At 48.1% G+C, this 21,251-nt stretch carries 22 protein-coding genes; 12 read left to right on the top strand and 10 right to left on the bottom strand.

Annotated features, from left to right (window positions below; genetic code table 11):
• Window positions 1-101: 101 nt before the first annotated feature.
• Window positions 102-1,070, top strand: coding sequence for a thioredoxin-disulfide reductase (trxB, locus tag QEP07_RS05540; RefSeq protein WP_256004674.1), 969 nt, complete (start codon window positions 102-104; stop codon window positions 1,068-1,070).
• A gap of 8 nt (window positions 1,071-1,078) precedes the next feature.
• The gene (locus tag QEP07_RS05535) at window positions 1,079-1,690 is read left to right on the top strand and encodes a hypothetical protein (protein WP_285008962.1); all 612 of its coding nucleotides are present in this window, start codon (window positions 1,079-1,081) and stop codon (window positions 1,688-1,690) included.
• Between the two features lie 6 nt (window positions 1,691-1,696).
• Here QEP07_RS05535 and QEP07_RS05530 read toward each other — a convergent pair whose 3' ends face one another.
• Together QEP07_RS05530 and QEP07_RS05525 are read right to left on the bottom strand one after the other, a co-directional pair.
• Window positions 1,697-2,329, bottom strand: a complete 633-nt coding sequence (locus QEP07_RS05530; RefSeq protein WP_256004680.1) for a response regulator transcription factor — start codon at window positions 2,327-2,329, stop codon at window positions 1,697-1,699.
• Window positions 2,322-5,240, bottom strand: coding sequence for a ligand-binding sensor domain-containing protein (locus QEP07_RS05525; RefSeq protein WP_285008960.1), 2,919 nt, complete (start codon window positions 5,238-5,240; stop codon window positions 2,322-2,324). The genes QEP07_RS05530 and QEP07_RS05525 overlap by 8 nt, the downstream gene beginning before the upstream one ends.
• Before the next feature lie 106 nt (window positions 5,241-5,346).
• Here QEP07_RS05525 and QEP07_RS05520 point away from each other — a divergent pair, with 106 nt between their 5' ends.
• Together QEP07_RS05520 and QEP07_RS05515 are read left to right on the top strand one after the other, a co-directional pair.
• On the top strand, window positions 5,347-5,688 hold the full coding sequence (locus tag QEP07_RS05520) for a helix-turn-helix transcriptional regulator (RefSeq protein WP_256004686.1): 342 nt from the start codon (window positions 5,347-5,349) through the stop codon (window positions 5,686-5,688).
• 12 nt (window positions 5,689-5,700) lie between these two features.
• The gene (locus tag QEP07_RS05515) at window positions 5,701-6,129 is read left to right on the top strand and encodes a nuclear transport factor 2 family protein (protein ID WP_256004690.1); all 429 of its coding nucleotides are present in this window, start codon (window positions 5,701-5,703) and stop codon (window positions 6,127-6,129) included.
• 117 nt (window positions 6,130-6,246) lie between these two features.
• On the opposite strand, the gene QEP07_RS05510 is transcribed toward QEP07_RS05515, so the two are convergent.
• Together QEP07_RS05510 and QEP07_RS05505 are read right to left on the bottom strand one after the other, a co-directional pair.
• Complete coding sequence (locus tag QEP07_RS05510; protein WP_256004694.1) at window positions 6,247-6,837, bottom strand: hypothetical protein; 591 nt, start codon at window positions 6,835-6,837, stop codon at window positions 6,247-6,249.
• Window positions 6,824-7,321 (bottom strand): RNA polymerase sigma factor, encoded by a 498-nt coding sequence (locus QEP07_RS05505; RefSeq protein ID WP_256004698.1) that lies wholly within the window; start codon window positions 7,319-7,321, stop codon window positions 6,824-6,826. The genes QEP07_RS05510 and QEP07_RS05505 overlap by 14 nt, the downstream gene beginning before the upstream one ends.
• 132 nt (window positions 7,322-7,453) lie before the next feature.
• On the opposite strand from QEP07_RS05505, the gene QEP07_RS05500 reads away from it, so the two are divergent.
• From QEP07_RS05500 to rpmA, 4 genes are all read left to right on the top strand, one after another.
• On the top strand, window positions 7,454-8,881 hold the full coding sequence (locus QEP07_RS05500; RefSeq protein WP_285008958.1) for a dicarboxylate/amino acid:cation symporter: 1,428 nt from the start codon (window positions 7,454-7,456) through the stop codon (window positions 8,879-8,881).
• Between the two features lie 3 nt (window positions 8,882-8,884).
• Window positions 8,885-9,391 (top strand): hypothetical protein, encoded by a 507-nt coding sequence (locus tag QEP07_RS05495; protein ID WP_256004705.1) that lies wholly within the window; start codon window positions 8,885-8,887, stop codon window positions 9,389-9,391.
• A gap of 82 nt (window positions 9,392-9,473) precedes the next feature.
• Complete coding sequence (rplU, locus tag QEP07_RS05490) at window positions 9,474-9,785, top strand: 50S ribosomal protein L21 (RefSeq protein ID WP_008241463.1); 312 nt, start codon at window positions 9,474-9,476, stop codon at window positions 9,783-9,785.
• 56 nt (window positions 9,786-9,841) lie between these two features.
• On the top strand, window positions 9,842-10,279 hold the full coding sequence (gene rpmA, locus QEP07_RS05485) for a 50S ribosomal protein L27 (RefSeq protein ID WP_285008956.1): 438 nt from the start codon (window positions 9,842-9,844) through the stop codon (window positions 10,277-10,279).
• A gap of 82 nt (window positions 10,280-10,361) precedes the next feature.
• On the opposite strand, the gene QEP07_RS05480 is transcribed toward rpmA, so the two are convergent.
• The 3 genes from QEP07_RS05480 to QEP07_RS05470 all read right to left on the bottom strand — a co-directional run bounded on the left by QEP07_RS05480 (window position 10,362) and on the right by QEP07_RS05470 (window position 15,180).
• Window positions 10,362-11,336: a polyprenyl synthetase family protein gene (locus tag QEP07_RS05480; protein WP_285008954.1), complete on the bottom strand. Its 975-nt coding sequence runs from the start codon at window positions 11,334-11,336 to the stop codon at window positions 10,362-10,364.
• Window positions 11,337-11,340: 4 nt separating this feature from the next.
• Window positions 11,341-13,473 (bottom strand): ribonuclease R, encoded by a 2,133-nt coding sequence (gene rnr, locus QEP07_RS05475; protein ID WP_285008952.1) that lies wholly within the window; start codon window positions 13,471-13,473, stop codon window positions 11,341-11,343.
• An 81-nt stretch (window positions 13,474-13,554) separates the two neighbouring features.
• Complete coding sequence (locus QEP07_RS05470; protein ID WP_285008950.1) at window positions 13,555-15,180, bottom strand: ABC transporter ATP-binding protein; 1,626 nt, start codon at window positions 15,178-15,180, stop codon at window positions 13,555-13,557.
• An 87-nt stretch (window positions 15,181-15,267) separates the two neighbouring features.
• Here QEP07_RS05470 and QEP07_RS05465 point away from each other — a divergent pair, with 87 nt between their 5' ends.
• On the top strand, window positions 15,268-16,581 hold the full coding sequence (locus QEP07_RS05465) for a nicotinamide mononucleotide adenylyltransferase (RefSeq protein WP_285008948.1): 1,314 nt from the start codon (window positions 15,268-15,270) through the stop codon (window positions 16,579-16,581).
• Window position 16,582: 1 nt separating this feature from the next.
• On the opposite strand, the gene QEP07_RS05460 is transcribed toward QEP07_RS05465, so the two are convergent.
• The gene (locus QEP07_RS05460; protein WP_256004721.1) at window positions 16,583-17,074 is read right to left on the bottom strand and encodes a YajQ family cyclic di-GMP-binding protein; all 492 of its coding nucleotides are present in this window, start codon (window positions 17,072-17,074) and stop codon (window positions 16,583-16,585) included.
• Window positions 17,075-17,134: 60 nt separating this feature from the next.
• On the opposite strand from QEP07_RS05460, the gene QEP07_RS05455 reads away from it, so the two are divergent.
• From QEP07_RS05455 to QEP07_RS05445, 3 genes are all read left to right on the top strand, one after another.
• Window positions 17,135-17,491 carry a hypothetical protein gene (locus tag QEP07_RS05455; RefSeq protein ID WP_285008946.1) on the top strand — a complete coding sequence of 119 codons (357 nt, stop codon included), beginning with the start codon at window positions 17,135-17,137 and terminating at the stop codon, window positions 17,489-17,491.
• 91 nt (window positions 17,492-17,582) lie between these two features.
• On the top strand, window positions 17,583-19,640 hold the full coding sequence (gene ppk1 / locus QEP07_RS05450) for a polyphosphate kinase 1 (RefSeq protein ID WP_285008944.1): 2,058 nt from the start codon (window positions 17,583-17,585) through the stop codon (window positions 19,638-19,640).
• A complete protein-coding gene (locus QEP07_RS05445; RefSeq protein WP_256004728.1) occupies window positions 19,640-20,533 on the top strand; it encodes a Ppx/GppA phosphatase family protein in 894 nt (297 codons plus the stop codon). Before ppk1 ends, QEP07_RS05445 begins: the two co-directional genes overlap by 1 nt.
• Here QEP07_RS05445 and QEP07_RS05440 read toward each other — a convergent pair.
• Together QEP07_RS05440 and QEP07_RS05435 are read right to left on the bottom strand one after the other, a co-directional pair.
• Complete coding sequence (locus QEP07_RS05440) at window positions 20,522-20,989, bottom strand: 4'-phosphopantetheinyl transferase family protein (RefSeq protein WP_285008942.1); 468 nt, start codon at window positions 20,987-20,989, stop codon at window positions 20,522-20,524. The genes QEP07_RS05445 and QEP07_RS05440 overlap by 12 nt on opposite strands.
• Window positions 20,986-21,237: an acyl carrier protein gene (locus QEP07_RS05435; RefSeq protein ID WP_285008940.1), complete on the bottom strand. Its 252-nt coding sequence runs from the start codon at window positions 21,235-21,237 to the stop codon at window positions 20,986-20,988. Before QEP07_RS05435 ends, QEP07_RS05440 begins: the two co-directional genes overlap by 4 nt.
• Window positions 21,238-21,251 lie beyond the last annotated feature (14 nt).

The following is a 21,251-nucleotide window of genomic DNA, read 5'->3' as shown; positions in this document are numbered from 1 at the left end:
CTTCTCGCCAATACATTTATCACCTTTGCGTAATTGTTACAGGGTGGCGTTTGTTCGATACGCGGATTAAGTGTAATTTTGTATCATAATAGAAATCTAAAATGATGTCACAGCAAGAAACAGAGCACGTTCAGTGTTTGATCATAGGTTCAGGTCCGGCAGGTTATACTGCAGCAATTTATGCTGCGCGCGCTGATCTAAAGCCGGTTATGTATACAGGTATGCAGCCTGGAGGTCAGCTTACCTCTACCACTGAAGTAGAGAATTTTCCAGGGTATCCCGAGGGTATTACAGGTCCGGAAATGATGGACGATTTTCGCAAGCAGGCCGAGCGTTTTGGTACAGACATCCGCTTTGGTTATGTGAGTTCGGTCGACTTCTCGTCGCTGCCGCATAAAGTGGTCATCGACGAGATCAAAACGATCACCGCAGACACTGTGATCATTTCGACTGGCGCTACGGCTAAATGGCTTGGTTTGCCAAGCGAGCAGCAGTACAACGGCTTTGGTGTTTCGGCCTGTGCGGTGTGCGACGGATTTTTCTTTAAGGGGCAGGATGTGGCGATAGTAGGCGCCGGAGATACGGCTGCTGAAGAGGCGACGTACCTGGCTAAGCTTTGCCGCAAGGTGTATATGCTGGTGCGTCGCGATGAATTCAGGGCTTCGAAGGCTATGATTCACCGCGTAATGAACACACCTAATATTGAAGTGTTGTACAATACTGAAACCAAAGAGATTTTGGGTAACGGTAAAAATGTAACTGCTGTCCGTGTACACAACAATCAGACCGGTATTGAGTCGGATATTCCTGTAGAAGGATTCTTCGTGGCAATTGGTCACCAACCCAATACAGACATCTTTAAAGGCTGGCTGGATATGGATGAGACCGGTTATCTGAAAACGGTACCGGGAACTACCAAAACCAATGTGGAAGGTGTGTTTGCCTGCGGTGATGTTCAGGATCACTACTATCGTCAGGCGGTTACTGCTGCCGGATCGGGATGTATGGCTGCACTTGATGCAGAGCGTTATCTGGCGGCTAAAGAAGATGAAGTGAAAGTGCTTATATAGTTCACTTTATGAAGTTTTTAACTATACATATATGCTTATTTGCCGGCTTACTGACGCTGGCATCTTGCGGCGACAGCAATACGGAACAGGTTCAGGACAGCAAGGTTGCCGAGGAAAAGGCACCTGAACCGAAGTCGGTATTTCCTTTTTATAAGGACATCGAGATCAGACCGGGATTAAATTTCGAGGTGGTGAGCTGGGGTAAGGGGGCCGACAGTGTGGGTGGTTTTCTCATACTGATGTCGGACACCCTCAAAAACCGCTACCGCTCTTTTTCTGATGAGCGCGAAACAGTAATCACTGATGCCTGGAACCTTGATCTGGATACCGACGGCGATCCGGAGATTTACGTTCAGGTACGCGGCGATCATAATGTGGCCGACCTCAACGTCTATGAATACAGCAATGGAAGTTTTAATAAGATCAGGTTTCCGGGCTTAAGCAGCAATTTGAAAAAGCAGCATGCCGGAAATGATCGCTTTATGATTAAGGCTGGAGACCTGTTCAGGACCTTCTCTGTGAAAAATCCAGACGATACCACAGGCAAAGCTGCCGGTACCAAAACCATGCAGTACCGGTTGCGGGGCAATACCTTTTCTACCGCAGAGGTAGAGCAATAACCCTGCTCAAATCAACTTGTTTTTCCGGGCAACGGTGATGGCGTCTGCTCTGGAATTGACATCCAGTTTGAGGTAGATGTTTTTGATATGGGTCTTTACCGTTTCTATATCTATAAAGAGCTCAGCAGAAATCTGCGAGCGGTCTTTACCCCGGGCTATCAGGTCTATAATCTGGGTTTCCCGTTTGGTAAGTGGTGAATTCTGGTTCTTTTGCAGCGATAGGATCACGGTTTTTGATACATCCGGACTCATAGGACCGCCGCCCTGAAGCACATCTTTAATGGCCTCTATGATTTTGGCCGACGGAGTATTTTTCGTGAAATAGCCCGAAGCGCCATTTGCCAGGGCATCCAAGATGCTTTTTTCTGTATCGTATACCGTCAGCATAATCACGAAGGTATGCGGCAGAAGTTTCTTAAGTGCAGGCAGGGCTTCTATCCCGCTGGTTCCGGGCAATTGTATGTCGAGAATAATTACATCGGGCGCATCTTTTACGATCTTGGCTTTAGCGCTGTCGAATGAGGGATAGGCGTTGACAACCGTGTAGGGCGAATTGTGATTGATGAGATAAGTATATCCTTCGCGGATGGTTTCATCATCTTCAATAATTACAATCCTGGCTGTGCTGTCTTTATACATTTTTCAAACGGCTTAACTTAGTGAAAGGGATGGTGAGGCAGGTTTTGGTCCCTTCGCTACCCGAGCTAATGTGCAGTCTGGCCTCGATACGTTTGGCGCGTACATACATGTTGTTGATGCCGTGACCTTCTTTGGCGAGTTCCAGATTAAAGCCTGGTCCGTCGTTTTCCAGCATGATCTTCAGCGTGTCCTGTTCTACCACCGCGGTGAAGACTACTTCGGAGGCCTTAGCATGCTTAAGAATATTGTTAATAGATTCTTTCAGGATCATCATCAGGTTTCGGCTTACAGGGAGCGACAACTTTTCATCGCGCTTATCAAGGTTTATCTCTGAACTGAAATTTACCGGTGTATCGTTGAACATTTCCTGACCAAATTCGCTGATGCGGTTAAGGAGCTGACTAAGGTCGTCGTTTTTGGGGTTGAGCGACCATAATATATCCCGTGTACCAAGGTACAATTCATCTACATTTTTACGGATTTTGGCAATTACGGTTCTTTTTTCGGTGTCTTCTGGCGCTATCATACTGCATAAAACTTCTGATAGGACGTTGATACGCGTCAGTTTGTTACCAAGGTCGTCATGAAAGTCTTCCGCGGTCTGTTTCCTCACCTTAAACTGCTCTTCCAGTTTAATCTTAAGCCGCAATTTTCTACGACGTTCGTTCAACTGTATGATTACATAAACTGCCCCCACGATCAGCCCCAGGATAAGCAGTATCATCAGTGCTTTAAACGAGCCCGTCTGGTAATAGGGTGTTTCTATCACAAAGCTGAAGCTTGCCGTATTTGACGCCAGTTCCCCGTCTTTCGTGATGGCTTTTACCTCAAAGGTATATTCGCCGGGCGGCAGGGCGCTGAAGGTAATGGTGCTGTTGTTGGTTGGCTGACTGAATTTGGCGTCTGAGCCGACAAGTCTGTACTGGTAGCTCAGGGCGTCCGGATTCCGAAGATAGATGCCCGTATAGCTGATGTTGATGTGGTTGTGGTTGAAGGGCAGACGAAAGCCACTTCTTCTATAATTGGCTTTGTAAGCAGTCTTTTGGACGCCAGCGGGGCCGCCCTGCTCGTAATTCGGGATTACCACCACGGAGTCGACCGACACATGGGGCGGTACCTGAGATGTACTTGCCGGATCGATACGGTACACCACCGCGCCTTTTGTCGTCCCGATCCAGATGTGATCCGCCGTTTGCAGGATGGCATTCTGGTTGCATTCCACCATAGGCCCGGAACCGGGATGGTCTCTGAGTACTTCGAAAGCTCCGTTCAAGCGCGCTATGCCCTTGCCTGTACCTACCCAAATCACGTTTCTGCGGTCTTTCAGGATGCTGTAAATATGGTCCGAAAGAAACCCGCTCTTGGTGTTGATCATCTTCAAGGCATTTGTTTTCGTGTTCCAGATGATAAGTCCATAGTCAGCCGTTCCAAAGATCACATGGTCGCCGTCGCGCAGCATGCATAACACAGAGGCGCTTTGCAGCAGGCCCAACTTTAGGGGCTTAACTTTTTGTCCGTCCGTTACTAAAAATGCTCCGTCCTGCGTTCCGGCGATAACGGAGTCCTTACCGAGTTCAAGTAAGCTGCCGCCAAACTGCTCAATAATGCGCTTAAGCTCACCTGTTTTAGCGTCAAGCTTAAGGCATCCGTAGTTGGTCGACAGCCAGATGGTACCGGAAGAATCTTCCATAATAGCATTGTATGCAAGGCCCGGGCCTTGTTTGTCGACCCGCCGCAGACCAGATTTGTTACGAACCCACAGGCCTCCTCCCGGCGTGCCTATCCAGATGTTGCCCTTGCTGTCGGTAAACAAGAAGTTGATGCGCTGCGATTCGGCCGGACCGGGCATCCGGATGGGTTTAATCTGCCGCCCTCTTTTGTATTCAAAGATGCCCGTCGGCGTGCCTAGCCAAACCGTACCCGCTTCTGGTCCGTTGCAAAGCGACATAATGATACGGTTGCTCAAGCCTTGGGTTTCATCGAACGTCACATAGCCATTGTCGGTATACTTGAACAGACCTGAGCCGTCTGTGCCAAACCAAATGTTGTTTTCAGCGTCTTTAAAAACGTCGTTCACCATATTGCTGGTGAAGCCGTTCGACGAGTTGAAATGTATGCTGCGCCCACCGGAGATGTAGTATGCTCCGTTCGGCGCACCAATCCAGAGGGCTCCCTTATCGTCCTGAGCCATAGACATGCCGCGTATGCTGGTATTGGGATGTGCCTTCAGTGGCACCAGGGGTTCGGAGATATAAAGCCTGTCGCCCGTCAGGATCCATAACTTACCGGTCACGAAGCGGTCGGGCAGCAGATCGGTCACGATCAGGTCCTTTACCAGCTCCCTGCCCAGCACAGATTGCCATTTTCCGGCCTCGAACTTGAAAATGCCCTGCTGGTATACACTGGCCCAGAGCGTGCCGTTATGGTCGGCGCGGATCCTCGTGACCGATTCCGAAGGCGATCCGGAAATATTGATCAGGCTGTCTTTGTCGCCCCTGAGCACATAGACCTGCTTGTTCCTGATGGCGTAAATGTTGCCTGTGCGGTCGGCCGCCAGTCTGCTTGTCCAGCCCCTGATCGTTTTGAAGTCGTAAATGCGATTACCGCTTAAGCGGTTTATCCCCCGGGCAGTTCCGATATAAATGCTGCCGTCCCCACCGGCACTCAACGAAAGGGTGAAGTTACTGTTCAGGCCATTGGTCCGGCCGTAGTTTGCAAAGTGTCTGCCGTCGAAAGAGCTTATGCCGCCGAAGGTCGAAACCCAGAGCCGGCGCTGCTTGTCCTGAATGATTGAGGTAATCTGCGACTGCGTAAGTCCGTCTTCGATATCGAATTGCTGGAAGTTATACCGTTGTGCAAACAGTTCGGTACACAGCAGCATCACAGTAAAAAGGACCAGTATTCTCTTCATCGTTGTGCAAATATACCGCTTTAGGGTGATGCAAATATACCCCTTCAGGGGGGAGCATAAAATATTCAACACGCTGTAAATTTGCATAGTACAAAAATGAAAGCGTATGGAAAAGACATATTTTGACTCGGAGATTCAGCGGCGGCTGGATCTGGCAAGGGATTTCATGGCCAGGAACTACCACCGTAACATTGGCCTGAAGGATATTGCCATAGCGTCCTGCCTGTCCGTGAACCATTTGCTCCGAAACTTTAAACGCGCATACCATACTTCGCCCTATCAGTATCTGCGAAGCCTGCGGCTTCAGCATGCCAAGTATTATTTAAAGCATAGCGACTACACTGTTGGGCAGATCGTTGATGTGGTAGGCTTTGAATGTCCCAGCTCATTTATCAGGCTGTTCCGTTCATCTTTCAACATTACACCTGGACAGTATCGTGCAAATTAAATAACCCTCTATATGAAAAGAAGAATTTTGATGTATACTATGATGCTGGGCATTGTGTATACTGCCGCGGTTGCCGGCCCCGAAAAACCTGTGAAAAACGTAAACGAAAGCTGCAGCACCGTAATAGAGGCCTTCGTATCTGCCTATACCAATGGTGATGCCGATCTGTTCAAACGTGTCCTTCACGATGATGCTGTGATGAGCGTGAACAGAAAGGACCAGACCATCAAGCACACCAGAAATGCGCTGATTTCTTTTTATAAGAAAACCGGGGGTATGAAGCTCAACTGTGAAGCCTCACACGAGGTGATCTCCGACAATGGCTGTATGATGATGGTCCGGGTCGATTTCAAATATCCTGAATTTGTTCAGCAGAACTATCTAACCATCGAAAAAGCCAAGAGTGGCAAATGGACTGTCACTCAGATTAATCGCATATAGCGATCTTTTAATGGTGATTTTCACCTATGCAATTTGCGTTTAATTAATCTATATTTGAAGCAGGAAACTCAAAGTAAGTTTGGATAAATTTAGATTTGGGTTAGTTAATAATTAAAGTCATTCGGTTTCACCGGGTGACTTTTTTATTAGGTCCATAAGCTGATCCAGTCGTTCTTTCTCCCTGTTAAGATAAGCCTTGCGCAGGATGGTGGCGCTGAGTGAAACCCAGAGTACGATAAAGCCGATGATCAGGGCTTGCCAAAGGATGCTGAAGTGGTTTAGCATATCGTAGGCGTACAGTCCGAATCCGAGGCAGAGTCCGACCAGGTAAACCCAGTAAAGTTTATTGTACAGGGTAAATTTGTTGAGCTGGTACGCTTTAAGGGAAGCCAGGAAGCTAGCCGGGTCTGCCGTAAAATCAGTCCGGGATATGATGCGGTAATCAAGATACAAGATGAAGGTGTATACACCGGTAAGCATGGCGATAATGGCCAGTCCGGCCTGGGTTGTCCAGGAATCGAAGCTGAAAAACAGGAAGAGTGACAGGAATGCAGCAAAGGAGACAAGCATGCCGATTATATTAAGCAGCGAACGGGTCTTTATTGCCGAAACTTCCTTTTTTGCCTGCGCAAGCATCTCATCAGACGAAATGTTTGTTTCAACAGAATGTGATTGCCAAAGCGACTGTATGTGATCAAATTCTTGCATGCTGATTGTATAATTCTGTTAGCTTTTGTTTTATCCGGTGAATCTTAACACGCAGGTTGCCTTCACTGATCCCGGAAATCTCAGCGATCTCGGCATAAGGCAGCTCGTCGAGCACCATGGTAATAATAAATCGGTCGTTTTCCTCCAGTTTGGCTATCGACTGATACAGCAAGGCGATCTGTTCGTTTTTTTCTGAATGCTCCTCAGCGCGCGTTTCTATGATGTTATCTGTCAGTTCGTCCTTCGCCTGCCTTTTCTCCGACCTCAGGTAGGTTAGGCAGGTGTTAACCGCTATCCGGTATATCCAGGTGGAGATCTGCGATTTGTTTCTGAACTTTTCGAGGTTTTGCCACACTTTTAGGAAGGTTTCCTGTAGAAGATCATTGGCCGCATCTTTATCGCCCGTGTAGCCATAGCACAAATGGAAGATTTTTTTTGAGTTTGTGTCAAAAATCTGTTTAAATAAGTGGTCTTTGCTCTCCATTAATGCTACTCTGCAGTTGTTTGATGCGCGGATATTTTAATTGTTACAAACCTGCTGGTGAGCAAAATTAATAAATGTTTGTTCCCTTACCGCAATTAATTACTTTTGTTCGTGCTAAAAAATGGCTCATTTATGAAACGAGGTCGCGCCGGACTAATTACCTTCCTTTTTGTTACCATAGCAGTTATCCTTGGTGTACTTAAGGAATTTAATATCGTGTACGTGCCCGAAAACGTCATGATGGCGACCAGGTGGATACTCGGACTGGAACTGCTGTTCTTTGCCTTTCTGAAGAAGAACCTGACCACCTGGATCCTGGTGTGTATGGTGCTTGGCGTTTTTGTGGGCATAGACTATCCCAGTGTAGCCATCGCGCTTCAGCCATTGAGCAAGGGCTTTATTAAGCTTGTAAAGACCATCGTGGGTCCAATTCTTTTTGCTACGCTTGTATATGGCATAGCGGGGCATTCCGATCTTAAACAGGTTGGCCGCATGGCCTGGAAGTCTATGCTTTATTTCTATTGTGCCACGACCATCGCGCTTTTCATCGGACTTGCGGCCATCAACATCTCCCAGGCGGGGGTAGGGGTGCAAATCGAAAACATGCCGCACAATGAGCTGCCCAAACCGGTAAAAGATGCCGGCGATGAGAGTATGCTTCAAAGCCTTCCGTCGAATGTGCACTGGCTATATAAAACGCTCGCATTTTTCCGGAATATATTTCCGGAGAATATCGCTAAGTCCATCTATGATGCACAGATCCTGCAGATCGTGATCTTCTCGGTCATCTTCGGTATAGGACTGGCCATGGTGGATGAAAAAAAACGCAAGCCGATGGTGGACTTCTGTGAGAGCCTTTCGGAGACCATGTTCAAGTTTACCAATGTAATCATGTACTTTGCGCCGATAGGCGTGGGCGCTGCCATGGCCTATACTGTAGGGCATATGGGCGTCGATATTCTGATGCACCTGTTCATGCTTGTCGCTACACTCTACGTGGCACTCCTGGCCTTCCTTCTGCTGGTACTTCTGCCAATCGCGCTTTACCTCAGAATTCCCGTGATCAAGTTTATTAATGCCATAAAGGAACCTGTTTCCATAGCCTTTGCCACCACAAGTTCTGATGCGGCATTGCCAAAGGCCATGAATGCTATGGAGAAGTTTGGCGTACCGCGTAAAATCGTCTCTTTTGTAATACCCACCGGATATAGTTTCAACCTCGATGGCACCACGCTGTATCTCTCGCTGGCATCGATATTTGTAGCCCAGGCTGCCGGAATGCATTTGTCGTTCGGCGAGCAACTGCTGATTGTATTTACGCTCATGATTACGAGCAAGGGTGTTGCCGCTATTCCAAGGGCTTCGCTGATTATTCTTATTGCTACGGCCGACCAGTTCGGATTGCCTACTTTCATTATTGCAGCAATTCTGGGAATCGACGAACTGATGGATATGGGGCGTACGTCTTTAAACGTGATCGGCAACTGTCTGGCTACGGTGGTCATCGCGAAGTGGGAAGGGGAATACAATCCGGATGCAGAGGTGAATAACGAGGTTTAGCATATGAGTTCAAGAGCAAAGAAGATTTTTATACTGTTCACAATAGTCGTTCCTTTTCTGATCTATTGTGTGATCTATTACACGCCGATGCTGCGGAACGCGCCATTCAAGTCGGCCGAGTTTGAATCAATCGAATACAAATGGGGAGTAGGGGATAAGCTGGAAAATTCCTATAATTCTGCTACCGGGGAATATATCTACGTGAACGTAAGGGATTCTGTGGTTAGAACCAACGTGAAGTTGCGGCAGAATGATATTATCTATCTGCACAATAAGGCAAATGAACTGGGTTTGTGGAATTTTCCTGAGGTGATCGCCAATACCGGTGCCGATCTGAAGTCGCCGCGTGTACTGCGTCACGAAATCAGGTTTAACTACAAAAGAAAAAGCAAACAGGTGACGTTTATGGCCGACTATAACGAGATCCCTAAACTGCGTGATGTAGCCGGACAAATGATCAAGTTGGTTAGGCAAAGCATCAGCGATGCGGAGATACGATATAATAAATAAGTTCGTGTTGTGCTTTTAGAAAATTAAATCTATATTTGCACCTCGTTAAAAAGAAACAATTTAAAATACAAATTATTTAACAATGTACGCAATAGTAAATATAGCAGGGCAGCAATTCAAAGTTGCAAAAGACCAGCACCTTTTTGTACACCGCTTACAAGGAGATGAGGGCGCTAGTATTGAATTTGACAATGTATTGTTGGTTGAAGATGGTGGTAAAATCTCTGTAGGAGCTCCTGCTTTGAAAGGTGCGACTGTTTCAGCTAAGATCGTGTCTCATTTAAAAGGTGATAAAGTAATCGTTTTCAAAAAGAAACGCAGAAAAGGTTACAAAAAGAAAAACGGACACCGTCAGTATTTCACCAAAATCCAGATCTCTGGTATCAGTTTATAAGAATTGTTAACACAAGATTATCGGCTTTAGCAGGTAATTATAAAACATAAATCAACATGGCACATAAAAAAGGAGCCGGTAGTTCGAAGAACGGACGTGAATCGCATAGCAAGCGTTTAGGTATCAAGGTTTTTGGTGGTCAGGAAGCTATCGCTGGAAACATCTTAGTGCGTCAGCGCGGTACAAAGCATCATCCAGATAAAGGCGTAGGTATTGGTAAAGACCATACTTTGTTTGCCCTGGTTGACGGAACAGTAGTTTTCAAAAAGAAGAAAGACAACAAATCATACGTTTCTGTATTGCCAACTGCAGTAGTTAAAGAGGTTGTGGAAAAGATTGCTCCGGCTAAGAAAGCTGCGAAGGCTGCCGCTCCGGTTGCTGAAGCTGCACCAGCTGAAGAGGCTGCACCAGCGAAAAAAGCGCCTGCAAAAAAGGCTACTAAAGCTGAAACAGCTACCGAGTCTACAGAAACTGAAGCTGCACCAGCAGAATAAGTATAAAGATCCAAAGAAAAAGGGATTCGTTTTACCGGATCCCTTTTTTTTTCGCTGTGCTTTTCGTTTCGGAATATCGATCTTAGCTTTCCCGGAACATGAGCTGGTTAGCCAGCATTGTTAGCGGTTCCTTATTGGAATTGTCTACACTAATCTTTTCCAGCGCGGCAAAGGCATCATCCAGATACTTTTTCATGATAGCCGTAGCTTCTTCCCTGATGTTGTAGGTGTTATACAAGGCGGTAACCTTGTTTACTTTATCACCATCATGCTTTAAGCCGTCTAGCTGGTTCAGATCCTCTGCTGAGGCGAGTTCCTGCAGTTTTAAACGCATATACGTCTTCTTGTCCGACAAAATATCCCCGCCAACCTGCTTGCCGAATTTCTCTGGGTCACCATATACATCCAGAATGTCGTCCTGTAGCTGAAAGGCAATACCCAGGGATTCGCCAAACTGGTAAATAAGATCGGCCTCCTCCTTACTGGCATGCGCTACGATGGCCCCTAATTTCATCGCTCCGCCAACAAGTACAGCCGTTTTAAGTCTGATCATATTCAAGTATTCGGCGATACTCACATCATCGCGGCTTTCAAATTCCATATCCAGTTGCTGACCTTCGCATACACCCTGTGCGGTTGCGTTAAAGGTGTCCAGCGCGGCTTTAAGCACGCCCGCGTGCACCTCCGTGATATGCTTATTTGCTTCTACCATCATCACGTCGCCGCTCAGGATGGCTGTATTGGTGCCCCATTTTTCGTGCACAGTTTGCTTGCCTCTTCTCAGCGGAGCATTATCCATGATGTCGTCGTGGATCAGGGTAAAATTATGGAATGTCTCAATGGCCATTGCGGCTGGCAGGGCAGCCTTTACCGTCCCGTTAAACAACTCTGAGGCCATGAGGAGCATAATGGGCCTCAAACGTTTGCCGCCAAGCTCCATAATATAGCTTATCGGTTCGTACAGCGAGGCGGGCTGTGAAGGATATTTTGTTTCTTTTATTGCTTGTTCAATGTGTATAAGTAACTCCGCAGGGGAGTGTAAACTATCTTGTCTCAAGGATCTAATCTTGTATTAATGAAAAGTCTATTTGTCGCTTCGCCAAATCTACCTTTTTAACTTTAACTTTCACCTCATCGCCCAGCTGATATTTTTTCTTTTTACGCTGGCCAACGATGCAATAATTCTTCTCATCCAGTACGTAGAAGTCGTCTGCAATATCACGCAGCCGCACCATCCCTTCACACTTGTTCTCCACAATTTCCACGTACATGCCCCATTCCGTAACGCCCGAAATAATGCCCGCGTAGATATTCCCGATGTTTTCCTCCAGATATTCCGCCTGCTTATATTTGATCGACGCACGTTCAGCGTCGGCTGCTCTTTTCTCCATAGCAGAGGAATGCGAAGCTGCAGTTTCGTACTCTTCCATATTAGCCGATTTCCCGTCGTTTAAATAGTCGGCCAGTAGTCGATGTACCATGACGTCCGGATAACGCCTTATAGGGGATGTAAAATGCGTGTAATAATCGAAGGCCAATCCGTAATGACTGCTCTTCTTGGTGGTATAGATCGCTTTGGCCATCGAACGTATAGCCAGATGGGTCAGCACATTCTGCTCCTTCTTACCTTCCACATCCTCCATCATGAAGTTCAGCGACTTGGCGATCTCCTTTTCCGATTTCATATTGATCTTGTAACCGAAGCGGGATGCAAAGGCTGCAAAATTGCCCAGGTTTTCAAGGTTAGGTGCATCGTGCGAGCGGTATACGAAGGTATATTTCTTTTTCCCCTTGCCCTTTTTAGCGATAAATTCGGCCACACGTTTGTTGGCCAGCAGCATAAAATCTTCGATCAGCTTATGCGCATCCTTACGTTCCTTTACATACACGCCAATAGGCTTGCCCGTGTCGTCCAGCTTAAACTTTACCTCTGTACTTTCAAAACTGATTGCGCCGTTCTTAAATTTGCGGTCGCGCAGCACATAAGCAAGCTCATTCAGTTTAAGCAACTCCTCAGAAAACTCGCCCGACTTATTTTCGATGATCTCCTGTGCCTCTTCGTAACTAAAGCGCCGGTTGGAGTGGATGGCTGTGCGACCAAACCATTCGTTGATGATGTTTGCCTGATCATCGAGTTCGAATACCGCTGCAAAGCACAGCTTATCCTCGTTGGGGCGCAGCGAACAAACGCCGTTACTCAGCCGCTCTGGAAGCATCGGGATCACGCGGTCTACCAGGTAAACCGACGTCGCCCGGGCATACGCCTCTTTGTCGAGCGCACTCTTGGGCTTCACGTAGTACGAAACGTCCGCGATATGCACGCCGATCTCATAATGCCCATTGTCCAGTTTTTTAAAGGAAATAGCGTCATCAAAATCCTTGGCATCGGCAGGGTCGATCGTGAAGGTTACCGTATCCCGGAAGTCCTTTCGGCCTTCCAGATCGGCAGGCGACACCTCTTCAGGTATGGCGTTGGCTTCCTTCTCCACCTCTGGTGGGAATTCCAGCGGAAAACCATACTGCGCGAGGATGGCGTTCATTTCTGTATTGTTCTCACCCTGGTCACCCAGAATGGTAGTTACCCGCCCAATAGGGTTTTTAGCGCTCTCAGGCCACTCTGTAATGGTCACTTGCACTTTTTGCCCGTTCCTGGCACCGTTCAGGTCGGCCAGGGGCACAAAAATATCGTGGAGCATCTTCCTGTCGTCAGCGTTTACAAAAGCAAACCGCTCCGATATCCGGATCACGCCGATAAAGTCGAGTCGTGCCCGCTCAAGAATCTCTACAACTTCCCCTTCATTCTTGCGCCCGCTCTTTTTGGCGTAGATATACACCTTTACCTTGTCGCCATGCAGGGCTGTATGAAGCTTACGGGCCGACACAAAAATATCCTTTTCAAACTCATCATCGGGAATCACGAAAGCAGAGCCATCAGTAGTCATATCTATAGTGCCGGTCACGAAGGTTTTGAGGTCTTTCAATTTGAACTTGCCCTTTTGAGGTTCAAGAAATACACCCTTTTTTGTCTGTTCCCTAAGTACCTCAAGTATGGTTTCCCTTGCAGCCGGATCTGTGATGTTCAGTTTGGCCGATACTTGCTTATAATTAAGTGGCTCCTTATTGTTTTTCTCCAGCACGTCACTGATTAACTGTGTTAACACCAGTTCCAGCTGGGACGATTTTCTCTTTGCCATAGTTTACATGTGAATTTTTCAAAGTTTAAAAACAATGAATGTTTTCGAAGGTAACAATTTCAACCGATACTTTGTTGGTTTTTAGAACGCATCTTTGCCCGGAATAGCCTGAATAAGGCCTCTTGTGTACTCGGTCTTGGGGTCTGTGAAGATCTGCTCCGGAAAGCCGATCTCCTCAATTCTCCCAGCTTTCATCACCGCAATGCGGTCGGAGATCTGCCTTATTACCGCGAGATCATGAGAGATGAACAGATAGGTCAGGCCCATTTCCGCCTGCAGCTCCTTCAGCAGGTCTAACACCTGGGCCTGCACCGATACATCGAGGGCTGAAACCGATTCATCGCAGATGATAAACTTTGGCTGCAAGGCGAGCGCACGGGCAATCACGATACGCTGGCGCTGTCCGCCGGAGAACTCGTGCGGATAACGGTCGAAGTGTGTGGCATTGAGTCCTACGCGTTCCAGCAGGGACAAGATATATGCTCTTCGCGCTTTGCGGTTTCCTATCAGGCCGTGAACCTCAAGGGGTTCGGTGAGTGCCCGGCCCACGGTTAGGTTCGGGTTGAGGGAGGAGTAGGGATCCTGGAAGATGATCTGCATATCGCGGCGCATTTGTCGCATCTGCCGGCCGCGGAACCGCCTGATGTCTTCACCCCCAAACAGGATACTGCCAGATTTAGGCTCTATCAGCCTGAGGATACTTCTTCCCAGTGTGGTCTTGCCCGATCCGGACTCGCCCACAAGACCCAGCGTTTCGCCCCGGTAGATGTCGAGGCTCAGGTCATTTACCGCCTTAACGTAGGTTGCGGGACCCGACCAGCCCTGTCTGCCGGCATGCCAGGTATTCAGCGCTTTAATCTCGAGGAGAGGAGTCTGCCGATATAAGTCATGGCGCCTCGCAGCAGTTTCTGCCCTTAAGTCGATCTTTGCGGCAGGCCGGTTGGCAATAAGGTGTTTCGTGTAAGGATGCTGCGGATCGGCAAACAATTCCCTCGCCGCCCGCTGCTCAACGATGCTGCCCCGGTACATCACCGCCACTTCATCGGCCACTTCACTTACCACCGCCAGGTCGTGCGAGATGAAAATCATGGCCATGTTTCGCTGCTTTTTCAGTTGCGCAAGTAGTTCCAGAATAGCCTTTTGCACGGTCACGTCGAGCGCTGTGGTCGGCTCATCGGCAATCAGAAGTTCCGGGTTGCAGCTCAGCGCCATGGCAATCATCACCCGCTGTTTTTGCCCGCCCGACAACTGGTGCGGGTAGCTGCTGAATATCCGCTCAGGCTGGGGGAGTTGTACCTCGGCAAACAAGGCCAGGGTTTTCTCTTTCGCTGCCTGTATGCCCATTTTCTGATGAAGGGTTATGACTTCCTGCACCTGATGTCCGCAGGTAAACACCGGGTTCAGCGCCGTCATAGGCTCCTGGAAGATCATGGCGATCCTGTTACCCCTGATGTTGCGTATGCTATCCGCAGGCATATCCAGAAGCGACTGGTTATCGAACTGCAGGCTGCCGCCTATGATCGTTTTACCAGGGTCAAGCAGTTGCAGGATGGAGAAAGCAGTAACCGACTTCCCGGAGCCAGACTCGCCAACGATACCTAGCGTCTGGCCGCGTCCGACCTTAAAGTCAATCCCGTTTACCGCGATGAGGTGGGTGTCATCTTCGGTATTGCGGAAAACGATGCTGAGGTTGTCGGCTATAAGCATTATTAAGACCGTATCTTGATAAGACAAATCTATGCTCAAGGTAGTTATTTTCTCGTCTAAACCAGCTACTTTCTTTAATTTTGCAGGATGGAAAGAGAAATTCTTGACACCAGACGCAAGGCGCTGAACATTAACCTGAATCCGAAGATATACGGAACTTTTGCAGAGATAGGGGCCGGACAGGAAGTAGCCCGTAATTTTTTTACAGCCGGGGCTGCATCAGGCACGGTGGCTAAGACCATGTCGGCCTACGACATGACCTTCAGTGATGCCATCTACGGGGCAGAAGAGTCGGGTCGCTACGTCAGCCAGTCACGCCTCCAGAAAATGCTTAATCATGAGTATGGACTGCTGAACGAGCGTCTGAACACAGCAAAGTACGACGATCGCACCTTCTTCGCCTTCGCCAATACAGTAACCACATTAAATTACAATAAATCCAACGACCCGCACGGGTGGATAGGATTGAAGTTCCAGCTGGAGCCGCAGGGCGATCCTAATGAGATTATTTTTCATGTCAGACTGCTGGATACTGATGCTGCGCTTCAGCAAAACGTGCTGGGTATCATTGGTGTTAATCTCGTGTATGCTGCTTTCAAGTACAACCATGATCCCAAAACCATGATCGAGTCGCTGGCCGACAACCTCACGGTTGGTTCTGTTGAGATCGACCTGATTTCCGTAAGTGGTCCTTCGTTCAGGAACATCAACAATATCCTGCTCAACCTGTACCTGATCGTTAAAGATTTTTCAGATGCGGCGATATTTGACGCTACCGGCCGCCCCCGCCTGCCGAAAGATCTCCTTTACAAGAAAGACATCATGATTTTGAGGACGAAGTATGCACAGAAATCCAAGCCCAATTTCAGCATGCTTAATAAGGCGGTCGACCAGTTTGTACGCACCGAAAACGTGCAGGAGGAAAACCTCAGCGTGCTCATCGAAGTACTGATGTCTAACGTACTCTCAGCTAATGATGCTGTAACAGATGAAATGGACCTTGAAGCAGTGGCCCAAAGGGCGGAAGAGATGTGCAGTACCGGCAATAAGGTGATCGTGTCTAACTTTGCGCGTCACAATAAACTGGCGAAGTACCTCGACCGCTGCCGCCCGAAAAGCGTGGGTATTTCCACCAACATCAACAATCTGAAGTTCGTATTCAACTCTACCAATTTTGGCGAAAACTACACCAGTCAGCTACTCAGCTACGTGAGCGATATGTTCAACAAAAATGTAAAGCTTTTCGCTTACCCTTTCCTCGACAATAAGACCAAAGAAGTGATCACCACAGCCAATATGCCGGTTACCGCCGATGCCAGGCCGCTGTTCGACTTTCTGATCATCAACGGTTATATCACCGATATTGAAGATTACAGCGAGGGTGACGTAAAAACCGTATAGCTTAGCTTCTCATATTGATGTACTGAAGCGGCTGACCGAAATCTTCCTTTCTGCATAACGCAATTACGGCCTGCAGGTCGTCAATGTTCTTTCCCTGCACACGTACCTGGTCTTCCATAATGGAGGCCTGTACCTTCAGTTTGCTGTCCTTAATGCGCGCTACGATCTTCTTGGCCGTTTCTTTATCGATCCCTTCCTTCACCTTGATCTCCTTGCGGATCATATTCCCGGAGGCATACTGCTCTTTGCCGAAATCCAGGCTTGCGGAATCCAGGTTCTGCTTGATCATTTTGGAAATAATAGCATCCTGTATGGCTTTGAGGCGCATATCATCTTCGGTCACCACCGTAATCACGTTTGTTTTTTTATCGTGGTCTATCGTGCTTTTAGACGTGCTGAAGTCATAACGGTTCAGGATCTCTTTTTTGGCATTGTTTATGGCGTTATCAAAAGTTTGTGCGTCTACTTTGCTGACAATATCGAAACTAGGCATAATTGTGGCTTACTGGTGAAAAATTTATATTTTAGATCAAAATCAATAATATTCTTGAGTATGAAAACAAGCAAGCCAAAGGTGCAAAAAAAAGATGCAAAAAAAGATGCAAAAAAAGCGGAGCGTAAGCAATTGGAGAAAAGTGTGATCGGCAGGTTCAGCGAAGTGGTCACAAGTATGGGGCATGACGCAGCGCAGTTTACGAAGGAATTAGAGATCGCAGGGAAGTTTGTCGCCAAAAAGCTTTCCAAAAAGGCGAAGCAGGATAAGGAAGCGAAGGTGGCGCCCCAACCCGTGGTACAGAGTGTTAAGGTTGAACCTATAGCTACAGCCGAAAAAGCCGCCGAAGCACTTAAGCCTAAACCTAAAGCGCCGGCCAGGAAGCCCGCAACGCGCGCGCCCCGCACAAAGAAATAAGGTGCTATCGCCTGCTTAAGAATTAACAATTAATTAACATAATAATTTGCAGCTTTGGCCTTAGCGCCGCGCGCGCTGTCCGCAAGCATTTATGACGAAAAAAAAGGCACCGTTTTTAAACAGGGAAATCAGCTGGCTGTATTTCAACGAGCGGGTATTGCAGGAAGCCGCAGATGAGACTGTGCCGCTCATTGAGCGGATCAAGTTCCTGTCTATTTTCTCATCAAACCTGGAAGAATTTTACCGGGTTCGCGTAGCCACCATGAGCCGCCTGGCCAATCTCAACGATAAGTCTAAAGCCTTGCTCGGATTCAATCCCAAAAAGGTGCTCAACGAAATCAAGAATATTGTGGTAAAACAGGAGCGCCATTTTGAGCAGCTTTTTCAAGCTACGCTGATCAACGAACTGGCGCAGAACAGGATCTTCATTGTCAATGAAACACAACTTAACGTGGCACGCGGTGAGTTTGTGCGCAATCACTTCAGGGACCGGATTTTGTCGACCCTTGTGCCTATTATGCTCGATCTCGACAAGCCATTTCCGGAGCTGAAAGACAGGTTTCTGTATTTCTTTGTGCGCCTGTCCAGGCAGTCATCCAAAAAGGCGCCTCGCTATGCACTTATTGAATTTCCGCCCGATCTTCCCCGGTTCCTCGTGCTGCCCGAAACAAACGGACTCAAGTTTATTATCCTGGTCGAAGACATCATCAAGTATTGTCTGGACGACATCTTTTATGTCTTCAATTACGACATTATCGAAGCCTATTCCATACAACTCACCCGCGATGCGGAGCTTGATATCGACAAAAGCATAAGCGACAAATTCATTGAGGAACTAAAGTCGAGCCTCGACAAACGCAAGAAAGGCAAGCCCATGCGTTTGCTCTACGATACCGACATGCCTTTTGATATGCTAAATGTGTTGGTAGCCAAACTAAAAATAGAAGCCGAGAGTTTGATCCCCGGTAACCGATACCATCGTTTTGGCGATTTTATCGCCTTTCCAAACGTGGGCTCTGCAGAACTGAATTACCCGCCCACACCGGCGCTTAAAGTGAGCGGGCTGCGGCGTACCGAAAGTATCATCAATAAGCTGAAAGCGCGCGACTACGTCATCCACCTGCCTTACCAGTCGTACGACTATATCATCCTGTTCCTGAGGGAGGCGGCCATTGACCCTAAGGTCACGGAGATCAACATTACCCTTTACCGCCTGGCCGAGAATTCGAAAGTAATCAATGCGCTCATCAACGCGGCTAAGAATGGGAAGAAAGTGAACTGTCTTGTAGAGCTGAAAGCACGGTTTGACGAGCAGGCCAATATTTTCTGGAGCGGCCGCTTACAAGAGGAGGGTGTTAACGTACATTACGGACTTACCGACTATAAGGTGCATTCCAAGATCTGTCTGGTTAAGCGCATGGAGAAAGGAAGGCCGGTCTATTACGCTAATCTCGCTACGGGCAACTTTAACGAAAAGACCGCGAAGCTGTATTGCGACCATAGTCTCTTTACCTGTAGACGGGAAATTACCGGTGATCTGATCAAGCTCTTTGCCGCCCTGAATGAGGGCAGGGTAACCAAGGGTTTTAAGCACCTTATCGTTTCCCCGCTCGAGTCGCGCAGCAAAATATATGGACTTATAGACCGGGAGATCAAGGTGGCAAAGCTGGGCAAGCCGGCTTATATGATCCTGAAAGTGAACAGTCTGGCCGACGAAGGTATTGTCCAGAAACTATACGACGCCAGCAATGCAGGCGTTAAGATCCGCTTGATTGTACGGGGCATATGCACGCTGGTCCCGGGCGTGGCGGGCTACAGCGAAAACATCACCGTCATCAGCATTATCGATAAGTTCCTGGAGCATGCCCGGGTATTCATTTTCGGGAATAACGGGAAGGAAGAAATGTTTCTTTCTTCAGCCGATCTGATGAGCAGGAACTTTGAACACCGCGTGGAAGTGGGCTTCCCGGTGCTCGATGAGGAGGTGCAGCAGGAAATCCGTGATATCATCGAGTTCCAGTTGCAGGACAATGTGAAGGCGCGCGACATTAACCGTCTCAACAATAATAAATACCATAAGAACCGTCTCAACCGAAAAGTGAGGGCCCAGGTTCAGACCTATAATTACCTGAAAAATAAACACCACTGATGCTAAGATATGCTGCCGTAGACATCGGCTCTAATGCCGTGCGCCTGCTGATTGCCGATATAACGCCTGGGGAGACAGGCTACCGCTATAAGAAAAACACCCTGATCCGTGTGCCGCTTAGACTCGGCGATGATGCCTTTCTCGACAAGCGGATCTCTGACCGCAAAGCGGAAGACCTGGTGAAGACCATGACCGCTTTTAAGCATCTGATGGACGTGTACCAGGTGAGCCACTACCTGGCCTGTGCCACTTCAGCGATGCGCGAATCGTTGAACGGCGAGGAGGTAGTGAAGCGGGTACGGGAGCATGCAGGCCTGGAACTGGAGATCATTGGCGGACAGCGTGAAGCGAACATCATTTATGCCAATCACATCGAAGAAAACCTCGATGCCAGCAAAAACTACCTGTACATCGACGTAGGTGGTGGAAGCACAGAACTTTCGGTGTTTGTGAACAAGGAGCTGGTCGCAGCCCGTTCGTTTGATATCGGTACCATCCGTATTCTGGACAATCAGGACAAGCGTGAAACCTGGGATGTCATGAAAGACTGGGTGCGCGAGCATACACGCAACCTTAAAAACCTCGCGGGGATTGGTACCGGGGGCAATATCAACAAGCTTTTCCGCATGTCGGGCGAAAAAGAGGGCGCACCACTGTCGTTCATCAAACTCAACGGCGTGTATAACTTTTTAAACAGTCATTCCCTGAAAGAACGCATCGGCGTTTTAGGGCTCAATCCCGACCGTGCAGACGTGATTATTCCCGCCGCGGAGATCTATTTGACGCTGATGAAATGGACTTCTGTAAAACAGATCTATGTGCCCCGTGTGGGATTGGCCGATGGTATGATCAATCTCCTGATTGAAGAAAACCTGGGCCGCTTACAGGCTTAGATCGGCCAGGGCCAGGTATCTGCCGTGGTGGCTCACCGATCCGCTTAGCGAGTAAGCATAATTGCTGTGCGGGGGTGATATAATGCTGTGGACTTTTGCGAGATCATCTTTGTGTTCACAGGCTATGGTATAGACGTAGCCTGGATTGACAATACTGCTTGTATAATATTGATCTTGCTCGTATGTGACTTGTCCGGCGGCGCTTTGCTCTGTTAGGTTTAGATGGCGGCAGACCAACTTCCGCGGAGCAAAACTTCGCAGGTTCCGGCGTCTCGACATGATCTTGTAAGCCGATTCCTTCATGCTCCAGAGTAGCCATACCATCTGGTCGGGCAGGGCGGCCGACTGGATCATAGCTTGTTCTTCGGGGGTGAATAGTTTTTCCAGGTAGCCTGGTCTGCGCCAGTTGCTTTCCTTTTCGGCCTTCCGGAGGTCTACAATATCGTTTCCGATCATGGGTTCAGCTGTTCTTTGATGATCGTAATTGCCGCGCCGATGGTCAGCATCCGCTCCATTGCCGCATTGTCGATCACAATGCCGAAGGCTTCCTCTACATCCAGGACGATATCTACCAGGTTAGCCGAATTGATCTTCAGGTCCCGGATGAAATCGGTGTCTTCGTTGATGTCTTGCAGCAGCGCCTTGTCCTCCACGTAGGTATCCAAAATCGGTTTCAGTCGAGAAATAATACTTTGATTGTCCATCTTATTCGGTTAGG

The organism is Pedobacter faecalis (assembly GCF_030182585.1).
Classification (GTDB): domain Bacteria; phylum Bacteroidota; class Bacteroidia; order Sphingobacteriales; family Sphingobacteriaceae; genus Pedobacter; species Pedobacter faecalis.
The sequence above is the reverse complement of the archived record's forward strand: the minus strand, read 5'-3'. Positions and strand labels throughout refer to the sequence as shown.